We start from the raw sequence: 16,170 nt of genomic DNA, 5'->3' as shown, positions 1-16,170 counted from the left end.
AAAAACCTCATTTACTCTTGACCGCATCGGGGATTCTGAGCATTGAAAGCATCTTACTGGCACGCCATACTTTTGGTATAGTCGTCAGTCTAAAAGCGCGAACGAATATTGGGAAAAACAGTTTACAGTCTTCAAAACGCCTGTTTTTCAGTGCGGCAATAAACAAGAAGCTGATAGACACCGATATATCTGCGGCACTACCTTTGTACTTTTCCAAAAAGTAATCAAACGACTTAACCAGCAAAACTTTTGTCTTGTTTCCCGAGGAGGCAATACCGATACCTGTACGATAAACACCCAAAGGCTTGGCGCTGACGAACCCTGCATAGCCTTGTCCAACCTGCTCGACGTTTGCAAAGTAATCCAGCAAAGGAAAATCTGGCAGTTCAATGTCCCTTGCCGTGGCCCGATACATTTTAGAACTGTTCATTCCAATCGTTATATATTGAAAAATGTCCTTTCTGGTGAACGAGTTACTCACGCGAGATAAGTCAATGAGGTCTTCTACAACAACCTTGGTGCCAGGATTCTCGACGAGCATCCTGTGCCAGACGATATTATAGTTCGGGTGCTCGTCCAGAAAGTCACTTTGAGCCTGTAGTTTCCCTGGAAGAGCGTAATCATCACCATCTAGATGAGCAATGTACTTGCCGCATGCCAAAGCGTGCACTTCAAGGTAATTTGCCGTGATACCAACATTCTTTTCATGTATAAGCGGCTTGACAATATCGGGGTATTGCTCCGCCAAACTACGTACTACGTCGCTGGTGCCATCTGTCGAACAGTCATCACCGACGATCACCTCAAACTTGAAATCCGTGACCTGATTAATCAAGCTCAACAAGCACTCGCTGATATAACCAACCTGATTATAAGTCAGCACACATACTGAAACCTTTATATTTTCTCCCTCGGAAACAATACTCACACGCCTCTCCGCCCAACAATCTTGTTAGCTACCATTGCCCGGGCAGCGCTTGAAAAAGCCACCGCGGTCAACATAATTAACCCACCTGAAACAAACACTATGAGCACGCTTAAAATCCTGCTTTCACTTCGCACATCTACCCAATTAACAAGCAGTCCGGCTGCGGCTGCGGGTAAAACAATCAAACCTATATCATGAGTCAGCCACTTCTTGTGGAGCCCAGGCTCAAGCCTCGAATGAACGAACCAAACCCAAAAGATCAAGAATGTCAGGTTGACCATCATCCAACTGTAGCCAGCACCGATGCTTCCGTAATAGGTCGACGAAAAATAGATAGCGGGGACCATGACGCATAACAAAATCAGGTTACCCAGAAAATGAAGCCTCAGGTTTCCGCGAGCATACTGAAGATAGTAAGGGAATGCTGAAACCGCCAAGCACCCGTTTCCAATCGCATACAACACCATTGTCGGGGCAACGTTTTCGACAACGGTCGCGTCACCTGTCCATGCCCACAGCAAAGGACGCGCACAAATTGCAAGGGTAATCGATGCAGCACCGGCAATAATGGAAACAAGTTGAGTAGAGTTACGATAAATCGTAATCACATCAGCTTCCTTGTTTTCGGCATGTAAGCGGGCCATTCGCGGCATAATCGCGCTGCTGATCGGTCCGGTTATAACCATTACCCCGCCAGCAATCAGCACCGCCAGAGTGAAGTATCCGTACTGGCTTAGCGGCAATATGCTCGAAAGTATCAACTTATCTGTCTGCGTGACCATTACCCAAATTGAGGCAGTAAACGCCACCGTGAGGGAAAAAGCCAAGACACTTCTAATGGGTTTGAGCGACCACCCCATCGACGCGCTGACTACCTTTGGGAGTACGCCATACGACTTAATGTACAACCCAAGAATTTCCACAACCGCAATAATTAATTGATAAAAGAAGAATACAATCGGCGTATATCCATAAAACCACATCACGGGCAAAACAAATATAAATCTGAGTGTCGCAATGATTGACGTATAGCCACTCAACCAAACCAGATGTTCGCCACCGGTGATGACGCCTCGATACAAGCCACATATCCAGCGGATTGCGATACATGCGGCCATTATCTGTATAGCAAAACTCGCCTGTTCGACACTCAACGCATCAAGTTTCAGCCAATGTTTTACAACAAGCGGGGCAAACAGATACAACGTAATAAAGCCGAGAATGCCAATGCCCAGAAATAAAACATGGAGCGCCCGGAACAACCGCCGAAAGTCCAATGCCGATACCGCACCGGCCTTGAAACGTGCAGTTTCCCTGCCGATCGTAGGTGTCAAGCCAAGATCAAGCAAGCTGAACCAGGCCTGCAGCATGGAGAAAAATCCAACCAGGCCATAGGCTTCCGCGCCCATGTATTTTATATAGACAGGCAGCATCACGATGCCAATCAACGTCACATATATTTGGCTTACGTAGTTAGCGGCTATGTTCTTCTGAAGCGACAATTGTTTATATCCCGAATATTTATAGCCGAACCTGCATTTTTATGTTCGTGTCGCCGTCTGCTACTATCTTGAATCCATACCGCGTGTAAAGCTTTATCGCTGAACTGTTCCCTGCGCGCACCTCCAGGCTGCATGCAGTGAAACCGCGACTCTTCATCACCATGAGTGCGCTGCTCAGGAGCTCGCCCCCAAGCCCTTTGCCTCGGCCACTTGCAGCGATCAAAAGCAACGCTATGTATCCCTCCCTGGATACATCATTATTGCAGTAAAATGCCACAAACCCGTCATACGACCCACCAGAGTGATGGATGAGAATCTCTGCCTGGTCTTCAATTTTCAGAATGTAGTCTTCTGCAGAGATACCGCGAATAAACTCTCCTTTTTGAAGACGCTGCTCAATGTGTATTAAATCTTTCAGCTCTGGGGGCAGCATAAATAACCCATCGTTTATTTATTAGTGACAAGCTGGCGAGCTTCATCAAAAGAGTTAAACATCATCACATCCAAAATAGAGAGGCCGGGCTCGAAATCTCGTCCCGCCTGTGGATACTCAACTAGCGCCGGCTTGACAAACTTCAGGTCAATGCCTCGCGAAGCAAAACTCTCTTTCTCATAGAGAAGCGCACCACCTGGTAAATTCCAGTACTCGTCGGCCTGCTCTTTATTGCAAATATCCAGAATTCGGTCTTCGCTTTTCAATTGCTCGTTTGCGTAAACCTTCGAGCTCATTACCATCTCAGCATCGATACCCAATGCCTCGACCGTTAACAAAACACTGGATTTTGCATAATCAGAAATTGAGTCTTGTTCTTGCTCGAGAACGGCGTTGAACAACTCGAAACACGCTTTGAAGTTTGGTGCTTTCGAATAGTTCTGTTTGACCGCCTCGGTCAGCTTACGGACCCAGAGTGATTTTTTCTGGGTTTGCACGTCACAAATTTTTTGATTAGAGCTCGCCCCAAGGAGCGGAATAGTCATATAACCGACTTTGCCGGATACAAATATCCGATTTCTATTTATCCATCCATTTTTAATGAAATCGACATCATCATAGAAAACGAACTTATCCACGGACCCTATCAGCTTAAAATATCCGACATACGGAAAAAAGTAAGGCTGCATTATTGCGAGCTTCATTACGACGCTTTTCTCACATTACGAATTATTTCGACAACCTTATCAACGGCAGACATCTCCAGCGCCGGATAGATAGGAAGGCAAAGAACTTTCGATGAAATATCATGAGCCACAGGCAGGTTCCGACTGTCCGCTGAAGGCATGCTTCTATACATGGAAAACTCGCTGATTAAAGGAAAAAAGTACCGTCTACCGAATACGTTTTGCTCCTTTAACACTTCGTAAAGCTCGTCTCGCGAGAGCGGGTAATCATCTTCAACCAGAATGGGGTAGTACGAATAATTCGACTCAAGGCCTGCACTGATGTGGCTCAGGCTGATACCTTCAACACTTTTTAATCCGGAACTGTAGCGTTGACCAATTTCTTTACGCAGACTCATCGCACTGTCGATATGCTTCAGCTGAAGCAACCCAAACGCCGCGTTAATCTCGCTTAATTTCCCATTTATCCCTGGTGCGACCACGGTGACTTCATCTACAAAGCCAAAGTTCTTCAATTGTTCTATGCGTTTTTTTGTCTTCGCGTCGGGGCAGACGATGGCGCCGCCCTCAAAGGTATTGAATACCTTAGTGGCATGGAAGCTCAAAATGCTCAAGTCGCCATGGCGAAGAATACTTCCCCCTGCATCGTTAACGCCGAACGCATGAGCGGCATCATAGATAATTTTCAGATTGTAATTATCAGCGATATTCTGAATAGCGTCGGTATCGCAGGAATAACCATAGCAATGCACTGGCATGATAGCTGTGGTTTTCGACGTAATTGCCGCCTCGACTTTTTTCGGATCCAAATTAAAAGTAACAGGATCGATATCCACGAAAACAGGCTGCAGCCCATTCCACAACAAAGAGTGGGCAGTCGCAACGAATGAGTAAGGTGTCGTAATGACTTCGCCTGTAACTCTGAGCGCCTGCAGCGCAGTCAATAACGCGATTGTACCGTTATTAAAAAGCGCAATGTGCTCCACCCCCAGGTACTCACAGAGCTCCTTTTCAAGCTGCTGGTGCATTGGGCCGCCATTGGTCAGTGTCTTGCTCTCCCATATTTTTTCAAGATAGGGAACAAACTCTTCTAGTGGCGGAAGGTAGGGCTGAGTTACATAAACAGGCTTATCGCTCATAAAACTTCCTTGCGCTAATCTTAATCACTCAACCGCGCCTCGTAGCTGAGTACTTATTAGTAAGTCATATAGCGAGATAGAGAGAACCCATATCTCGCGCTATTCTTACTTCAAGAATTCCGCATACCAAGGCATGGCCTTTGCGATGCCTTGCCCAATATTAAACTTGGGTGCATATCCCAAAAGCGTTTGTATCTTGCCAATATCTGCTTGTGAATGGCGCACATCACCCGCGCGAAAGTCTCGATACACAGGCTCTTTATCATAAGTGATGCCGTTTTCCGCCAGGGATTCGCGCAACGCCGAAAACAACATATTGAGATCAGTGCGCCCACTGACCGCCACATTATAAACCTGATTGCGCGCGGAAGAATCGCTTGCAGTCGCGGCTAAAATATTGGCTTGAACTGTATTCTCGATGAAGCAGAAATCCCGACTGGTTTCACCATCACCATTGATGAAAACTTCCTCGTTTTTTATCATCGCAGCCGCCCATTTTGGGATAACAGCCGCGTAAGCACCATCAGGATCCTGCCGCTTGCCAAAAACATTGAAGTAACGCAAACCGATTGTTTCAAAACCATAGCATCTGGCGAAAACGTCGGCATACAGTTCATTGACGTACTTGGTGACCGCGTAGGGGGACAGCGGCTTACCGATCACATCTTCAACTTTTGGCAGACCGGGATGATCGCCATAAGTCGAACTGCTTGCCGCGTAAGTAAAACTCTTTACCTTGGCATCCCGTGCCGCGACCAACATGTTGAGGAAGCCATCAATGTTGGTACCGTTTGTTGTGATCGGGTCGTTAAGGGAACGAGGAACAGACCCCAAAGCGGCCTGATGCAGTACATAATCCACACCTTCGCAGGCCTGATGACAATCCTTGAGCTCTCGAATGTCACCTTCGACAAATCGAAAACGTGCCCACTGCTCAGGGAGAACTGTATTTTTTACTTCGTCGAGGTTTCTTTGGTGACCGGTAGCGAAATTATCCAACCCGACAACCGTCTGATTCAAACCAAGCAGTGTTTCCAACAAATTAGAGCCAATAAAACCCGCAACTCCGGTGACTAACCAGGTTTTCGGCGAAGCTGGAAGTGTTTCTATCAGAGTTTCGTAGCGGGTCATCGATATTAGCTCGTAATTTGATTTAGGTTAACGACTTCAGAAACCTGGGGCTTACAGGCGAATGTCCGATTCTTCACGACTCAGAAGATATTTAAGATCATAAAGAACGTGCTCCGCCTTACCGAACCGGCGGATATTTTCTGCACCCAGGGCACGGAACTCATTGTGAGCGACCGCCAGAACGATACCGTCGTATGCATTTACTCCCGGCTCGGAAACAGGAGTGATCCCATACTCATGCTCCGCTTCGGCAACACTCACCCATGGATCATAAACATCCACAGCAATGTTGTATTCTGCCAGTTCACTCACGATATCGACGATACGAGTATTACGCAGGTCCGGGCAGTTTTCCTTGAAAGTCAGACCCATGATCAATACGCGAGCACCATCTACATGGATGCGCTCTTTCAACATCGCTTTTACCAACTGTGAAACAACGTAAGCGCCCATGCCATCATTCAAACGACGGCCGGCCAGGATGATTTCCGGATGGTAGCCGATTGACTGGGCTTTATGGGTAAGGTAGTAGGGGTCAACACCGATGCAATGCCCGCCGACCAACCCTGGACGGAACGGAAGGAAGTTCCACTTCGTACCCGCGGCCTCAAGCACCGCTTCCGTATCAATGCCCATCTTGTTGAAAATAATCGCCAGCTCGTTGATAAGCGCAATATTCAAGTCGCGCTGAGTGTTCTCGATAACCTTGGCAGCCTCGGCAACCTTGATGCTGCTAGCCTTGTGAGTGCCCGCGACAATGATCTGATTGTAAAGTGCGTCGACCAGGTCAGCGATTTCAGGCGTGGAGCCGGAAGTGACTTTTTTGATCGTAGTAACCCGGTGCTCTTTGTCGCCCGGGTTGATCCGCTCAGGACTGTAGCCAGCAAAGAAATCGACGTTGAACTTGAGACCAGAGACCCGCTCAAGAACCGGGACGCAGTCTTCTTCTGTAGCGCCTGGGTATACAGTTGACTCGTAAATAACCAGATCGCCCTTCTTCAACACCTTCCCGATGCTTTCAGAAGCCTTGATCAGAGGCGTCAGGTCTGGCTGGTTGTATTCGTCGATAGGGGTCGGAACGGTAACGACAAAAGTGTTGCAGGCAGCCAGCTCATTCAGCTCACAGCTATAACTCAAATAGCCCGCCTGCTTCAGCTCCTCGTCACTGACTTCAAGAGTTGAATCATGTCCTTCTTTCAAGGCTTGGATACGCGGCTGGTTAATGTCAAACCCGACCACCGTCCGATGCTTACCAAACTCCACTGCGAGGGGCAGGCCCACATATCCAAGGCCGATAATGGCGAGCTTAATATCTTCCAGTTTTTGCATAATCAAAGCCTAAATAATCAGAGAATCCATAATATTTACTGAATTAATTTCAGTATGAAGTGCTTCAAGCGCGACGCCGATTCAGTACTCTCTCCTGGTACAGTCATGGCTCGCACATCCAACTAATCCCTCAGTGATGCTTTTTGAGGCATTCCACCACCTATATTATTCGTCAGCAGCATATTCCATCAGCGAACAATTCAGGTCTGTTTCTGGCACTGCCGCAGCCTCCCCTGTCGAATAGGGTACGTATCGCTCCTGGCCCATCAGCGCCGGATAGTTTAAACACCACAACCCGCTGAACACCATGAAGAATATCGCCCTCAGTTACACTCGGAATCGGATAATCAGAAGACCGCGAAGCATAGCGCAATGCCATCATGCCTCGATGATTCTCAATTAGAAGAGTTCCATGACAGCTAGATAATCATACTACGCGATACCAATATAAATCAGAACTCGCGGCATCCGGATCCCGACGTCAGACATGCAACGCCAAGAGCCTGAAGGCTCATGGCATGCCGGAGAGTCATTTTTTGAACACCCGAAGGTGATTTGGTTCGCTATAGGAGCAGTCCCTATACCGAGAGAAGAATTGGGGATCGGGTTGTTTGCACACAATCGAGCGACACAACCCTACTGGACGCAGTTAATACACTCGCGTCTGAGCCTGAGCTTTTCCCTCTCCAAGCAGTTCAGAGCCGAGAACGGGCACTTGACGTGTCGCCATTCTTTTCCTGCTTGCCAGCAGTGTTCGAGCCAGAGCAATCAGAACGCCAAGAATCCCACCCAGAACCAGCCCCATTGCGAGCACGAGAGCTTTCTTCGGCTTAATTGGACTCAGCGGCTCGAGCGCCTGCTTGTCAATAGTCACCAGTTTCAACCGACTCATATCGATATTCAGTTTACGTAGCCGAGCCTCCTCTGCACGCAGGGGCTCCACATTGATTAGAAACAGGTCTTCATTCTCACGACGATTCAAGACCTCAATCTGACGATTGGCCCGCAGCAGTTGAAGCTCTTTGGCAATTTGCGCGATACGACCTTCAGTAAAGTCATCAGACGTGCGCCGTTGCAGGGCATTTCGCTCTGCCTCCAGTGCATCTACGCCCATAAAATATAGGGGGATCTGCTGGTTATTGATTTCGGTACGCATCATGCCTGGCGTCCCAGCGCGGTTTTCATCGCCGAGCGACGAGGGAGTAGCTGGCTTTTTAATACCCAGCGACTTGGCGATGCCAATTGCCTCGTTCAGCAGTACAAGCCGATCACCACGGATGATTTTCAATTGGGCCCTGAGCGCTTTGAGCTCATCCTGCAACTGGGCACGCCGAAGCACATCAGCTTCAGTCAGAGTGGCAATTTTTGCCTCTTTATCGATCTCATAGCTTGAGCGAGCAGCTTTCAGCTTACCTTCAATCTCGTTCAGTCGGTTTTTCACGATTACGTTCAAATCAGCGCCGATCTGCTGACGCTCGGCATCAATCGCGAACTGAATAAACCCGTTCAAAATCGAGACACCATCAATTCCCTTGGGATAGTTCATCTCAAGTTTGATATAGGCACTCAGGGAGTCGGCTTTTTTAGGATCAGGCAGAACCAGATTGATCGAGTTACGATTGAACTCCTCAAAACTCTGCTCGAGAGTTCTTCCTGGACGCTCAAATGCCTTAAATAGATTTTGATGAGTCCGAAAAAAACTCAGGCGGGTGTCATACGACTCAAGAGACGCTCCGACCCTGATCAGCGCCTCTCCAGGAGGAAGACCGTAAATTTCAGATCGATTCAACGCATCCAATTCGTTGATCGCCGCAGGACGCAAAACGCTACTGACTTGATATTCAGGAGTCGCAAAAAAGGCATAAGCGGCAGCCATCGCGCCAACAAGCGCGGTGACTATGACTATGAGGACCTTTTGCTGCCATACCGCCTGAAAAAGCGCGACAAGATCAATTTCATCGGATGGTGGTACCGGAGGGGCATTAAAACTACTACTCACAACAAAAACCTGCCTTCAAAGAGAAACTGCGGGCTCGTTATGCAGACAATTCATGGTTTTTTAGAATTATAAACATCTGGCTCGCCCCCGGCGTCGCTGCTGGGATGAGCCACAAAAATTGCCTATTCTCGAGAACAGCAAGCATTTTGCCATCTAATTGCCATATTACAAGTCTTGACAATCTGTAGGACTGTTCCGAAAAAGCCAAACTTCTTGAAAAATGCTACAAAAACTTGTGCGATACCCCATGCGCACCGAGCTATCGATCAGGGCGCCAGCCTCTTCGACCGAGGAGAGCGATTCAACCTAAACGCCAAACCCACCAATGGGCCAACGATCATTCCTACAAGCAAAGCCAATGTCATGAAGATGGAAATCGGTGCCTGGGGAGCGGTCCACCCCAGGAATGACAAAGCGACGCTCTGTTGATTCTCCAGCACAAACGCCAGCACCCCAACCATGACGAGCAAAGTAATCAGCACCGACACAACGCGCTTGACCCCACGCATAAACTTCTCCTACCCAAAAACCCTCAGACGCTTTCTTCTTCGTCTTCGTTCACCCGATCGCGCAATTCCTTGCCCGGCTTGAAATGAGGCACGAACTTGCCGTCAAGGCTGACGGACTGCCCGGTTTTTGGGTTGCGCCCCACACGAGGCGCACGATAGTGCAGCGAGAAGCTACCAAACCCACGAATTTCAATCCGATCGCCGGTAGCCAGACATTGGGACATCTGCTCAAGCATGGTCTTGATGGCCAGCTCCACATCCTTGGATGAGAGCAGCCCTTGATGGGTGACAATTCGTTCGATCAACTCCGACTTCGTCATATTTTTCCCTTCTTTTTCAAGCAGCTAGGAAAAGCGCTTCGAAGGTTTTAGCATGACCGGAGGAATTTGAACAGCCCATGTATTGACTTATATTCAAAGACTTGGGGTGCAACTCGAAGAGAGTTGGCATTGCGCACCCCGACAGCCAGCTCTCGCTCAGTCTCACTGGAGGCACTCCAGCGCGATCGCTGCCAGATAGAGCCTATAAGCGCGAACGCGCTGCCAGCGCGACGACGGCGCTCCAGCCACAGAACGCCAAGGCGACGTTGTGCACAACACCAAATCCCAGGCACAAAAAAGGGCGACCGAAGTCGCCCTTTTTCTATGGTCTGACAGAACTTAGTTCTGCTTTTCCATTTGTGCACGCAGCAGGTCGCCCAGAGTGGTAGGACCAGCAGAAGGCTCAGAGGTAGCTGGCTTGTCGCGCAGGCTCTGGATGGCTTCTTTCTCTTCAGCATCGTCTTTCGACTTGATGGAGAGCTGGATTACGCGGCTCTTGCGGTCAACGCTGATGATCTTGGCTTCTACTTCTTCGCCTTCTTTCAGAACGTTGCGCGCGTCTTCAACGCGGTCACGGCTGATTTCGGAGGCTTTCAGAGTCGCTTCGATATCGTCGGCCAGAGTGATGATGGCGCCTTTAGCGTCAACTTCCTTCACGATGCCTTTAACGATTGCGCCTTTGTCGTTCTCTTGAACGTACTCGGAGAACGGATCGCTTTCCAGTTGCTTGATACCCAGGGAGATGCGCTCGCGCTCTGGGTCAACCGACAGGATAACGGTGTCCAGCTCGTCGCCCTTCTTGAAACGACGAACAGCTTCTTCGCCAACTTCGTTCCAGGAGATGTCGGACAGGTGAACCAGACCGTCGATGCCGCCGTCCAGACCAATGAAGATACCGAAATCGGTGATCGACTTGATGGTGCCGGAGATTTTATCGCCCTTGTTGAACTGGCCAGAGAAATCTTCCCATGGGTTAGATTTGCACTGCTTGATGCCGAGGGAGATACGACGACGCTCTTCGTCGATGTCCAGAACCATAACTTCCACTTCGTCGCCGACTTGTACGACTTTCGAAGGGTGGATGTTCTTGTTGGTCCAGTCCATTTCGGAAACGTGTACCAGGCCTTCCACGCCTTCTTCCAGCTCTGCGAAGCAGCCGTAGTCGGTCAGGTTGGTAACACGCGCGGTTACGCGAGTGCTTTCTGGGTAACGAGCCTTGATAGCGACCCATGGATCTTCGCCCAGCTGCTTCAAGCCCAGGGAAACACGGTTGCGCTCACGATCGTACTTCAGAACCTTGACATCGATCTCGTCGCCAACGTTGACGATTTCCGATGGATGCTTGATACGCTTCCAAGCCATGTCGGTAATGTGCAGCAGGCCATCGACGCCACCCAGATCGACGAATGCGCCGTAATCGGTGAGGTTCTTGACGATACCTTTGACTTGTTGGCCTTCCTGCAGGGATTCCAGCAGAGCTTCACGCTCGGCGGAGTTCTCTGCTTCCAGGACGCTGCGACGGGAAACGACAACGTTGTTGCGCTTCTGGTCGAGCTTGATGACCTTGAATTCGAGTTCCTTGCCTTCCAGGTGCGTGGTGTCGCGCACAGGACGAACGTCGACCAAAGAACCTGGCAGGAACGCACGGATGCCGTTAACGTCGACAGTGAAGCCGCCTTTAACCTTACCGTTGATAACGCCCTTGACCACTTCTTCAGCTGCGAAGGCTGCTTCGAGAACAATCCAGCATTCAGCGCGCTTGGCTTTTTCACGGGACAGCTTGGTTTCACCGAAACCGTCTTCAACCGAGTCCAGAGCAACGTGAACTTCGTCACCGACATTGATAGTCAGGTCACCAGCATCGTTGTAGAACTGTTCCAGCGGGATCAGAGCTTCAGACTTCAGACCAGCGTGAACGGTTACCCAGCGAGCTTGGTAATCGATATCAACGATAACACCGGTGATGATGGAGCCTGCCTGAAGGTTCAGGGTTTTTAGGCTTTCTTCAAAGAGTTCCGCAAAGCTTTCGCTCATTTTAATTCCTGTTGATAAGGGCGAAGAATACGCCCATCTCCACACCCCAGACGGTGTGGGTCAGTTTCAATTAAAAGAAGCACCACAGGACTATGACTGGTCCCCTGCGGCCTTCTTGGTCACCCGGCGATATCGCGAATGGCGATCTCACTCAAGATGCGTTCCAGCACCTGCTCGATGGACAACTCCGTGGAATCCAGCTGTATGGCGTCAGCCGCCGGCTTGAGCGGGGCTACCGCACGCTGGGTATCACGCTCATCGCGTGCACGGATCTCATCTAGCAGACTCGACAGACTAACACCATCGACTTTGCCCTTCAACTGCAAGTAACGGCGACGGGCCCGCTCCTCGGCGCTGGCCGTGAGGAAAATCTTCAGCGGCGCCTCGGGGAAGACCACCGTGCCCATGTCGCGGCCATCGGCCACCAGACCCGGCGGTTCCTGGAAAGCCCGCTGGCGCTGCAGCAAAGCATCGCGCACCGCCGGCAATGCGGCGACCTGGGAAGCCCAGGAGCCGACCTGCTCGTTGCGCAGGTCGTCGGTCACATCGTCCCCTTCCAGGATGATGCGCTGGGGATGACCTTCGGTCGCCCCGACGAACTGCACGTCAAGATGCGCAGCCAGCAGCTTCAGCGATTCTTCGTTGGTCAGGTCGACGCCATGGTTGCGGGCGGCAAAGGCCAGCAATCGGTATAGCGCCCCGGAATCCAGCAGGCACCAGCCCAGGCGCTTGGCCAGGATGCCGGCGATCGTGCCCTTGCCCGAGCCACTTGGCCCGTCGATGGTAATCACCGGTGCTTTGATATTCACAATTGAGCCTCTTGGGCAACACGGATGCCGACTTGGGCACACAGTGTAAGAAAATTCGGAAAAGACGTAGCCACGTTGGCACAGTCATGGATACGAATCGGCGCAGCCGCTCGCAGGGAAGCCACGCTGAAGGCCATGGCAATCCGGTGATCGCCATGGGCGTGGACTTCACCACCGCCGATCACGCCACCATCGATAATAATCCCATCAGGTGTCGGTTCACACTTCACGCCCAGCGCAAGCAGACCGTCGGCCATGACCTGGATCCGGTCGGACTCCTTGACCCGCAGCTCCTCTGCCCCACGCAATACCGTCCGGCCTTCGGCGCACGCCGCAGCCACGAACAACACCGGGAACTCATCGATAGCCAGCGGGACCAGGGCTTCAGGAATCTCGATCCCCTTCAACGGCGCCGCACGAACACGCAAATCAGCGACCGGCTCACCACCCACTTCCCGTTGGTTTTCCAGGGTGATGTCCGCGCCCATCAGTCGCAGGATATCGATCACGCCGGTACGGGTCGGATTGATACCCACATGTTCAAGCAACAGCTCGGAGCCTTCGGCGATTGAAGCCGCCACCAGAAAGAACGCCGAGGAGGAAATATCCCCAGGCACCTCAATATGGGTCGCGGTCAACGCATGGCCCGACTCGACCGCAGCCGTAGCGCCCGCCACGTCCACCGGATACCCAAAACCGCGCAACATCCGCTCGGTATGGTCGCGGGTCGGCGCCGGTTCGGTAATCGAGGTTTTACCCTCGGCATACAACCCGGCTAACAACAGGCAGGACTTGACCTGAGCGCTGGCCATCGGCAATGCGTAGGTCAGCCCCTTGAGTGCCTGGCCGCCACGAATGGTCAGCGGCGGGCGCCCTTCCGGCCCGGTCTCGATCACCGCGCCCATTGCGCGCAATGGCTTGGCCACGCGATTCATCGGGCGCTTGGACAGCGAGGCGTCCCCCGTCAACACACTGTCGAAGCGCTGGGCCGCCAGCAAACCGGACAACAACCGCATGGAGGTGCCGGAGTTACCCAGATAGATCGGACCTGGCGCCGGCTTCAAGCCATGCAGGCCAACCCCGTGGATGGTGACGCGCCCATGGTGCGGGCCTTCAATCACCACGCCCATGTCGCGGAACGCCTGCAAGGTCGCCAGGGCGTCCTCACCCTCCAGAAAACCTTCGACTTCAGTGACACCGTCCGCCAGAGAACCGAGCATGATCGAGCGATGGGAGATCGACTTATCCCCAGGCACGCGGATCTGCCCGCTCAAGCGGCCACCGGGACTGGCGAGAAACACCAGGTCATCCGCGTTTACTGCAGCATCCATATAAGCCCGACGCGCCAGAATCTTGCTGAAATGCTCCCGTGCCACCCGCGCACGGGTGAACACGCCCAACAACTGGTGCCCGTCGCCAGCATCGACCGCGTCGCGCAAGGCGTCGAGGTCGCTGCGGAACGTGTCCAGGGTGCGCAACACCGCATCGCGGTTGGCAAGGAAGATGTCGTGCCACATCACCGGATCACTACCGGCGATCCGGGTAAAGTCGCGGAAACCACCGGCGGCGTAGCGGAAAATCTCGAGGTTCTCGTTGCGCTTGGCCAGCGAATCCACCAGGCCAAATGCGAGCAAATGCGGCAGATGGCTGGTCGCTGCCAGCACTTCATCGTGGCGCTCGACCTGCATATGCTCGACATCCGCCCCCAGCTCGCGCCAGAGCCGATCCACCACGGCCAGTGCCGCAGGATCGGTTTCATCCAGCGGTGTCAGAATCACTTTATGGCGACGGAACAGCTGCGCATTGGACGCCTCCACCCCGCTCTGCTCGGACCCGGCAATCGGATGCCCAGGCACAAACCGCGCAGGCATGCCACCAAAGGCCAGCCGCGCCGCACGCACCACATTGCCCTTGGCACTGCCGACATCGGTCAGGATTGCCTGGCCCAGATCCATGCCGGCCAACAGCGCCAGCAACTTCTCCATGGCCAGGATCGGCACCGCCAGCTGAATGACATCCGCGCCCTGGCAGGCTACAGCGAGATCAGCCTCGCAACGGTCCACCACACCCAACTCCACCGCCAACTTGCGCGATTGCGGGTCCAGGTCCACACCGACCACTTCGCCACACAGGCCGCTTTCCCGCAGGCCCTTCGCAAAGGAGCCACCGATCAATCCCAGACCGACCACCACCAGGCGACCGATCATAGGTACAGCAGGTTGCAATGCAGTGACATCAACCACGAGCCAGAACCTTGGCCAGCGCTTCGAGGAAGCGGCTGTTTTCAGCAGGCAGACCGATGGTGATGCGCAGGTGGTTCGGCATGCCGTAATTGGCCACCGGACGCACGATCACACCCTCGCGCAGCAAGCCCTGGAACACAGGAGCCGCCACTTGGCCGAGGTCGACGCAGATGAAGTTGCCCTTGGACGGAATCCAGCCCAGGCCCAGCTCACGGAAACCTTCCTGCAACTGCAGCATGCCGCTTTCGTTGAGGCGACGGCCTTCTTCCAGGTACTCGGCGTCCTGCACCGCAGCGCAAGCCGCCGCCAGTGCGAGGCTGTTGACGTTGAATGGCTGGCGCACACGGTTCAACACATCGGCTACCACCGCAGTGGACAAGCCGTAACCGACCCGCAGCGACGCCAGGCCATAAGCCTTGGAGAACGTGCGCGAGACCAGCAGGTTCGGATAAGCCGCGAGGAAGTCCAGGCCGTCCGGCAAGTCGCTGCCTTCGGCGTACTCGATGTACGCCTCGTCCAGCACCACCAGTACATGCTCCGGCACGTCCTGCAGGAAGTTATCCAGCACCTCGGCGCTGAACCAGGTGCCGGTCGGGTTGTTCGGGTTGGCGATAAACACAACACGAGTATTGTCATCGATGGCCGCCAGCATGGCTGGCAGGTCATGACCCCAGTCTCTCGCAGGAATCACACGCGCCTCGGCGCCAACGGCCTGAGTGACGATCGGATAGACCGCAAATGCATGCTCGCTGAACACCGCGTTCAAGCCCGGCGCCAGATAGGCGCGGCCGACCAGCTCCAGAATATCGTTGGAGCCGTTACCCAGGGTCACCTGGTTGATATCAACGCGGCAGTTTTTCGCCAGCAGGGACTTGAGTTCAAAGCCGTTACCATCAGGATAACGGGTCAGTTCGGCCAGCGCCTCACGAATCGCGGCCAGTACCTTGGGGCTTGGGCCCATCGGGTTTTCGTTACTGGCCAGCTTTACGATCTTCGACGGATCCAGGTTCAACTCGCGCGCCAACTCGTCCACAGGCTTGCCCGGAACGTAAGGCGACAGTTGTTGCACGCCCGGCTGCGCCAGGGCGAGGAAGTTGCCACTCATGTT

The 16,170-nt window shown here is 52.6% G+C and carries 14 protein-coding genes; all 14 read right to left on the bottom strand.

Annotation, left to right across the window (positions count from 1 at the left end; genetic code table 11):
- Positions 1-7 precede the first annotated feature (7 nt).
- Positions 8-928 (bottom strand): glycosyltransferase family A protein, encoded by a 921-nt coding sequence (locus tag JV201_RS08465; protein WP_003218785.1) that lies wholly within the window; start codon positions 926-928, stop codon positions 8-10.
- Positions 925-2,430: an oligosaccharide flippase family protein gene (locus JV201_RS08460; RefSeq protein ID WP_003218787.1), complete on the bottom strand. Its 1,506-nt coding sequence runs from the start codon at positions 2,428-2,430 to the stop codon at positions 925-927. Before JV201_RS08460 ends, JV201_RS08465 begins: the two co-directional genes overlap by 4 nt.
- A gap of 19 nt (positions 2,431-2,449) precedes the next feature.
- Positions 2,450-2,863, bottom strand: coding sequence for an N-acetyltransferase (locus JV201_RS08455; protein ID WP_219406734.1), 414 nt, complete (start codon positions 2,861-2,863; stop codon positions 2,450-2,452).
- 14 nt (positions 2,864-2,877) lie between these two features.
- On the bottom strand, positions 2,878-3,552 hold the full coding sequence (locus tag JV201_RS08450; RefSeq protein ID WP_207241541.1) for a WbqC family protein: 675 nt from the start codon (positions 3,550-3,552) through the stop codon (positions 2,878-2,880).
- Between the two features lie 14 nt (positions 3,553-3,566).
- The gene (locus JV201_RS08445; protein ID WP_003218792.1) at positions 3,567-4,688 is read right to left on the bottom strand and encodes a DegT/DnrJ/EryC1/StrS aminotransferase family protein; all 1,122 of its coding nucleotides are present in this window, start codon (positions 4,686-4,688) and stop codon (positions 3,567-3,569) included.
- A 105-nt stretch (positions 4,689-4,793) separates the two neighbouring features.
- Positions 4,794-5,819: an NAD-dependent epimerase/dehydratase family protein gene (locus JV201_RS08440; protein WP_023659073.1), complete on the bottom strand. Its 1,026-nt coding sequence runs from the start codon at positions 5,817-5,819 to the stop codon at positions 4,794-4,796.
- 51 nt (positions 5,820-5,870) lie between these two features.
- Positions 5,871-7,148: a Vi polysaccharide biosynthesis UDP-N-acetylglucosamine C-6 dehydrogenase TviB gene (gene tviB, locus JV201_RS08435; protein ID WP_102606086.1), complete on the bottom strand. Its 1,278-nt coding sequence runs from the start codon at positions 7,146-7,148 to the stop codon at positions 5,871-5,873.
- A 649-nt stretch (positions 7,149-7,797) separates the two neighbouring features.
- Positions 7,798-9,147: a Wzz/FepE/Etk N-terminal domain-containing protein gene (locus JV201_RS08430; RefSeq protein ID WP_003218800.1), complete on the bottom strand. Its 1,350-nt coding sequence runs from the start codon at positions 9,145-9,147 to the stop codon at positions 7,798-7,800.
- 266 nt (positions 9,148-9,413) lie between these two features.
- Positions 9,414-9,656, bottom strand: a complete 243-nt coding sequence (locus JV201_RS08425) for a lipopolysaccharide assembly protein LapA domain-containing protein (RefSeq protein ID WP_003218802.1) — start codon at positions 9,654-9,656, stop codon at positions 9,414-9,416.
- A gap of 23 nt (positions 9,657-9,679) precedes the next feature.
- Positions 9,680-9,976: an integration host factor subunit beta gene (ihfB, locus tag JV201_RS08420; protein ID WP_008437689.1), complete on the bottom strand. Its 297-nt coding sequence runs from the start codon at positions 9,974-9,976 to the stop codon at positions 9,680-9,682.
- Positions 9,977-10,315: 339 nt separating this feature from the next.
- Complete coding sequence (rpsA, locus tag JV201_RS08415; RefSeq protein ID WP_003218806.1) at positions 10,316-12,010, bottom strand: 30S ribosomal protein S1; 1,695 nt, start codon at positions 12,008-12,010, stop codon at positions 10,316-10,318.
- A gap of 119 nt (positions 12,011-12,129) precedes the next feature.
- Positions 12,130-12,819: a (d)CMP kinase gene (gene cmk / locus JV201_RS08410; protein WP_003172653.1), complete on the bottom strand. Its 690-nt coding sequence runs from the start codon at positions 12,817-12,819 to the stop codon at positions 12,130-12,132.
- Positions 12,816-15,026, bottom strand: a complete 2,211-nt coding sequence (locus JV201_RS08405; protein WP_008437686.1) for a bifunctional prephenate dehydrogenase/3-phosphoshikimate 1-carboxyvinyltransferase — start codon at positions 15,024-15,026, stop codon at positions 12,816-12,818. Before JV201_RS08405 ends, cmk begins: the two co-directional genes overlap by 4 nt.
- 28 nt (positions 15,027-15,054) lie before the next feature.
- Positions 15,055-16,167 carry a histidinol-phosphate transaminase gene (hisC, locus tag JV201_RS08400; protein ID WP_219406733.1) on the bottom strand — a complete coding sequence of 371 codons (1,113 nt, stop codon included), beginning with the start codon at positions 16,165-16,167 and terminating at the stop codon, positions 15,055-15,057.
- Between the last annotated feature and the right edge of the window lie 3 nt (positions 16,168-16,170).

The organism is Pseudomonas sp. Colony2 (assembly GCF_019382755.1).
GTDB lineage: Bacteria > Pseudomonadota > Gammaproteobacteria > Pseudomonadales > Pseudomonadaceae > Aquipseudomonas.
The sequence above is the reverse complement of the archived record's forward strand: the minus strand, read 5'-3'. Positions and strand labels throughout refer to the sequence as shown.

Bases quoted from the DNA above. Each gene is read 5' to 3' on its own strand.
- JV201_RS08450 (WP_207241541.1), bottom strand. From the start codon at position 3,552: ATGCAGCCTTACTTTTTTCCGTATGTCGGATATTTTAAGCTGATAGGG.
- hisC (WP_219406733.1), bottom strand. From the start codon at position 16,167: ATGAGTGGCAACTTCCTCGCCCTGGCGCAGCCGGGCGTGCAACAACTG.
- JV201_RS08445 (WP_003218792.1), bottom strand. From the start codon at position 4,688: ATGAGCGATAAGCCTGTTTATGTAACTCAGCCCTACCTTCCGCCACTA.
- tviB (WP_102606086.1), bottom strand. From the start codon at position 7,148: ATGCAAAAACTGGAAGATATTAAGCTCGCCATTATCGGCCTTGGATAT.
- JV201_RS08405 (WP_008437686.1), bottom strand. From the start codon at position 15,026: ATGATCGGTCGCCTGGTGGTGGTCGGTCTGGGATTGATCGGTGGCTCC.
- rpsA (WP_003218806.1), bottom strand. From the start codon at position 12,010: ATGAGCGAAAGCTTTGCGGAACTCTTTGAAGAAAGCCTAAAAACCCTG.
- ihfB (WP_008437689.1), bottom strand. From the start codon at position 9,976: ATGACGAAGTCGGAGTTGATCGAACGAATTGTCACCCATCAAGGGCTG.
- JV201_RS08425 (WP_003218802.1), bottom strand. From the start codon at position 9,656: ATGCGTGGGGTCAAGCGCGTTGTGTCGGTGCTGATTACTTTGCTCGTC.
- JV201_RS08455 (WP_219406734.1), bottom strand. From the start codon at position 2,863: ATGCTGCCCCCAGAGCTGAAAGATTTAATACACATTGAGCAGCGTCTT.
- JV201_RS08440 (WP_023659073.1), bottom strand. From the start codon at position 5,819: ATGACCCGCTACGAAACTCTGATAGAAACACTTCCAGCTTCGCCGAAA.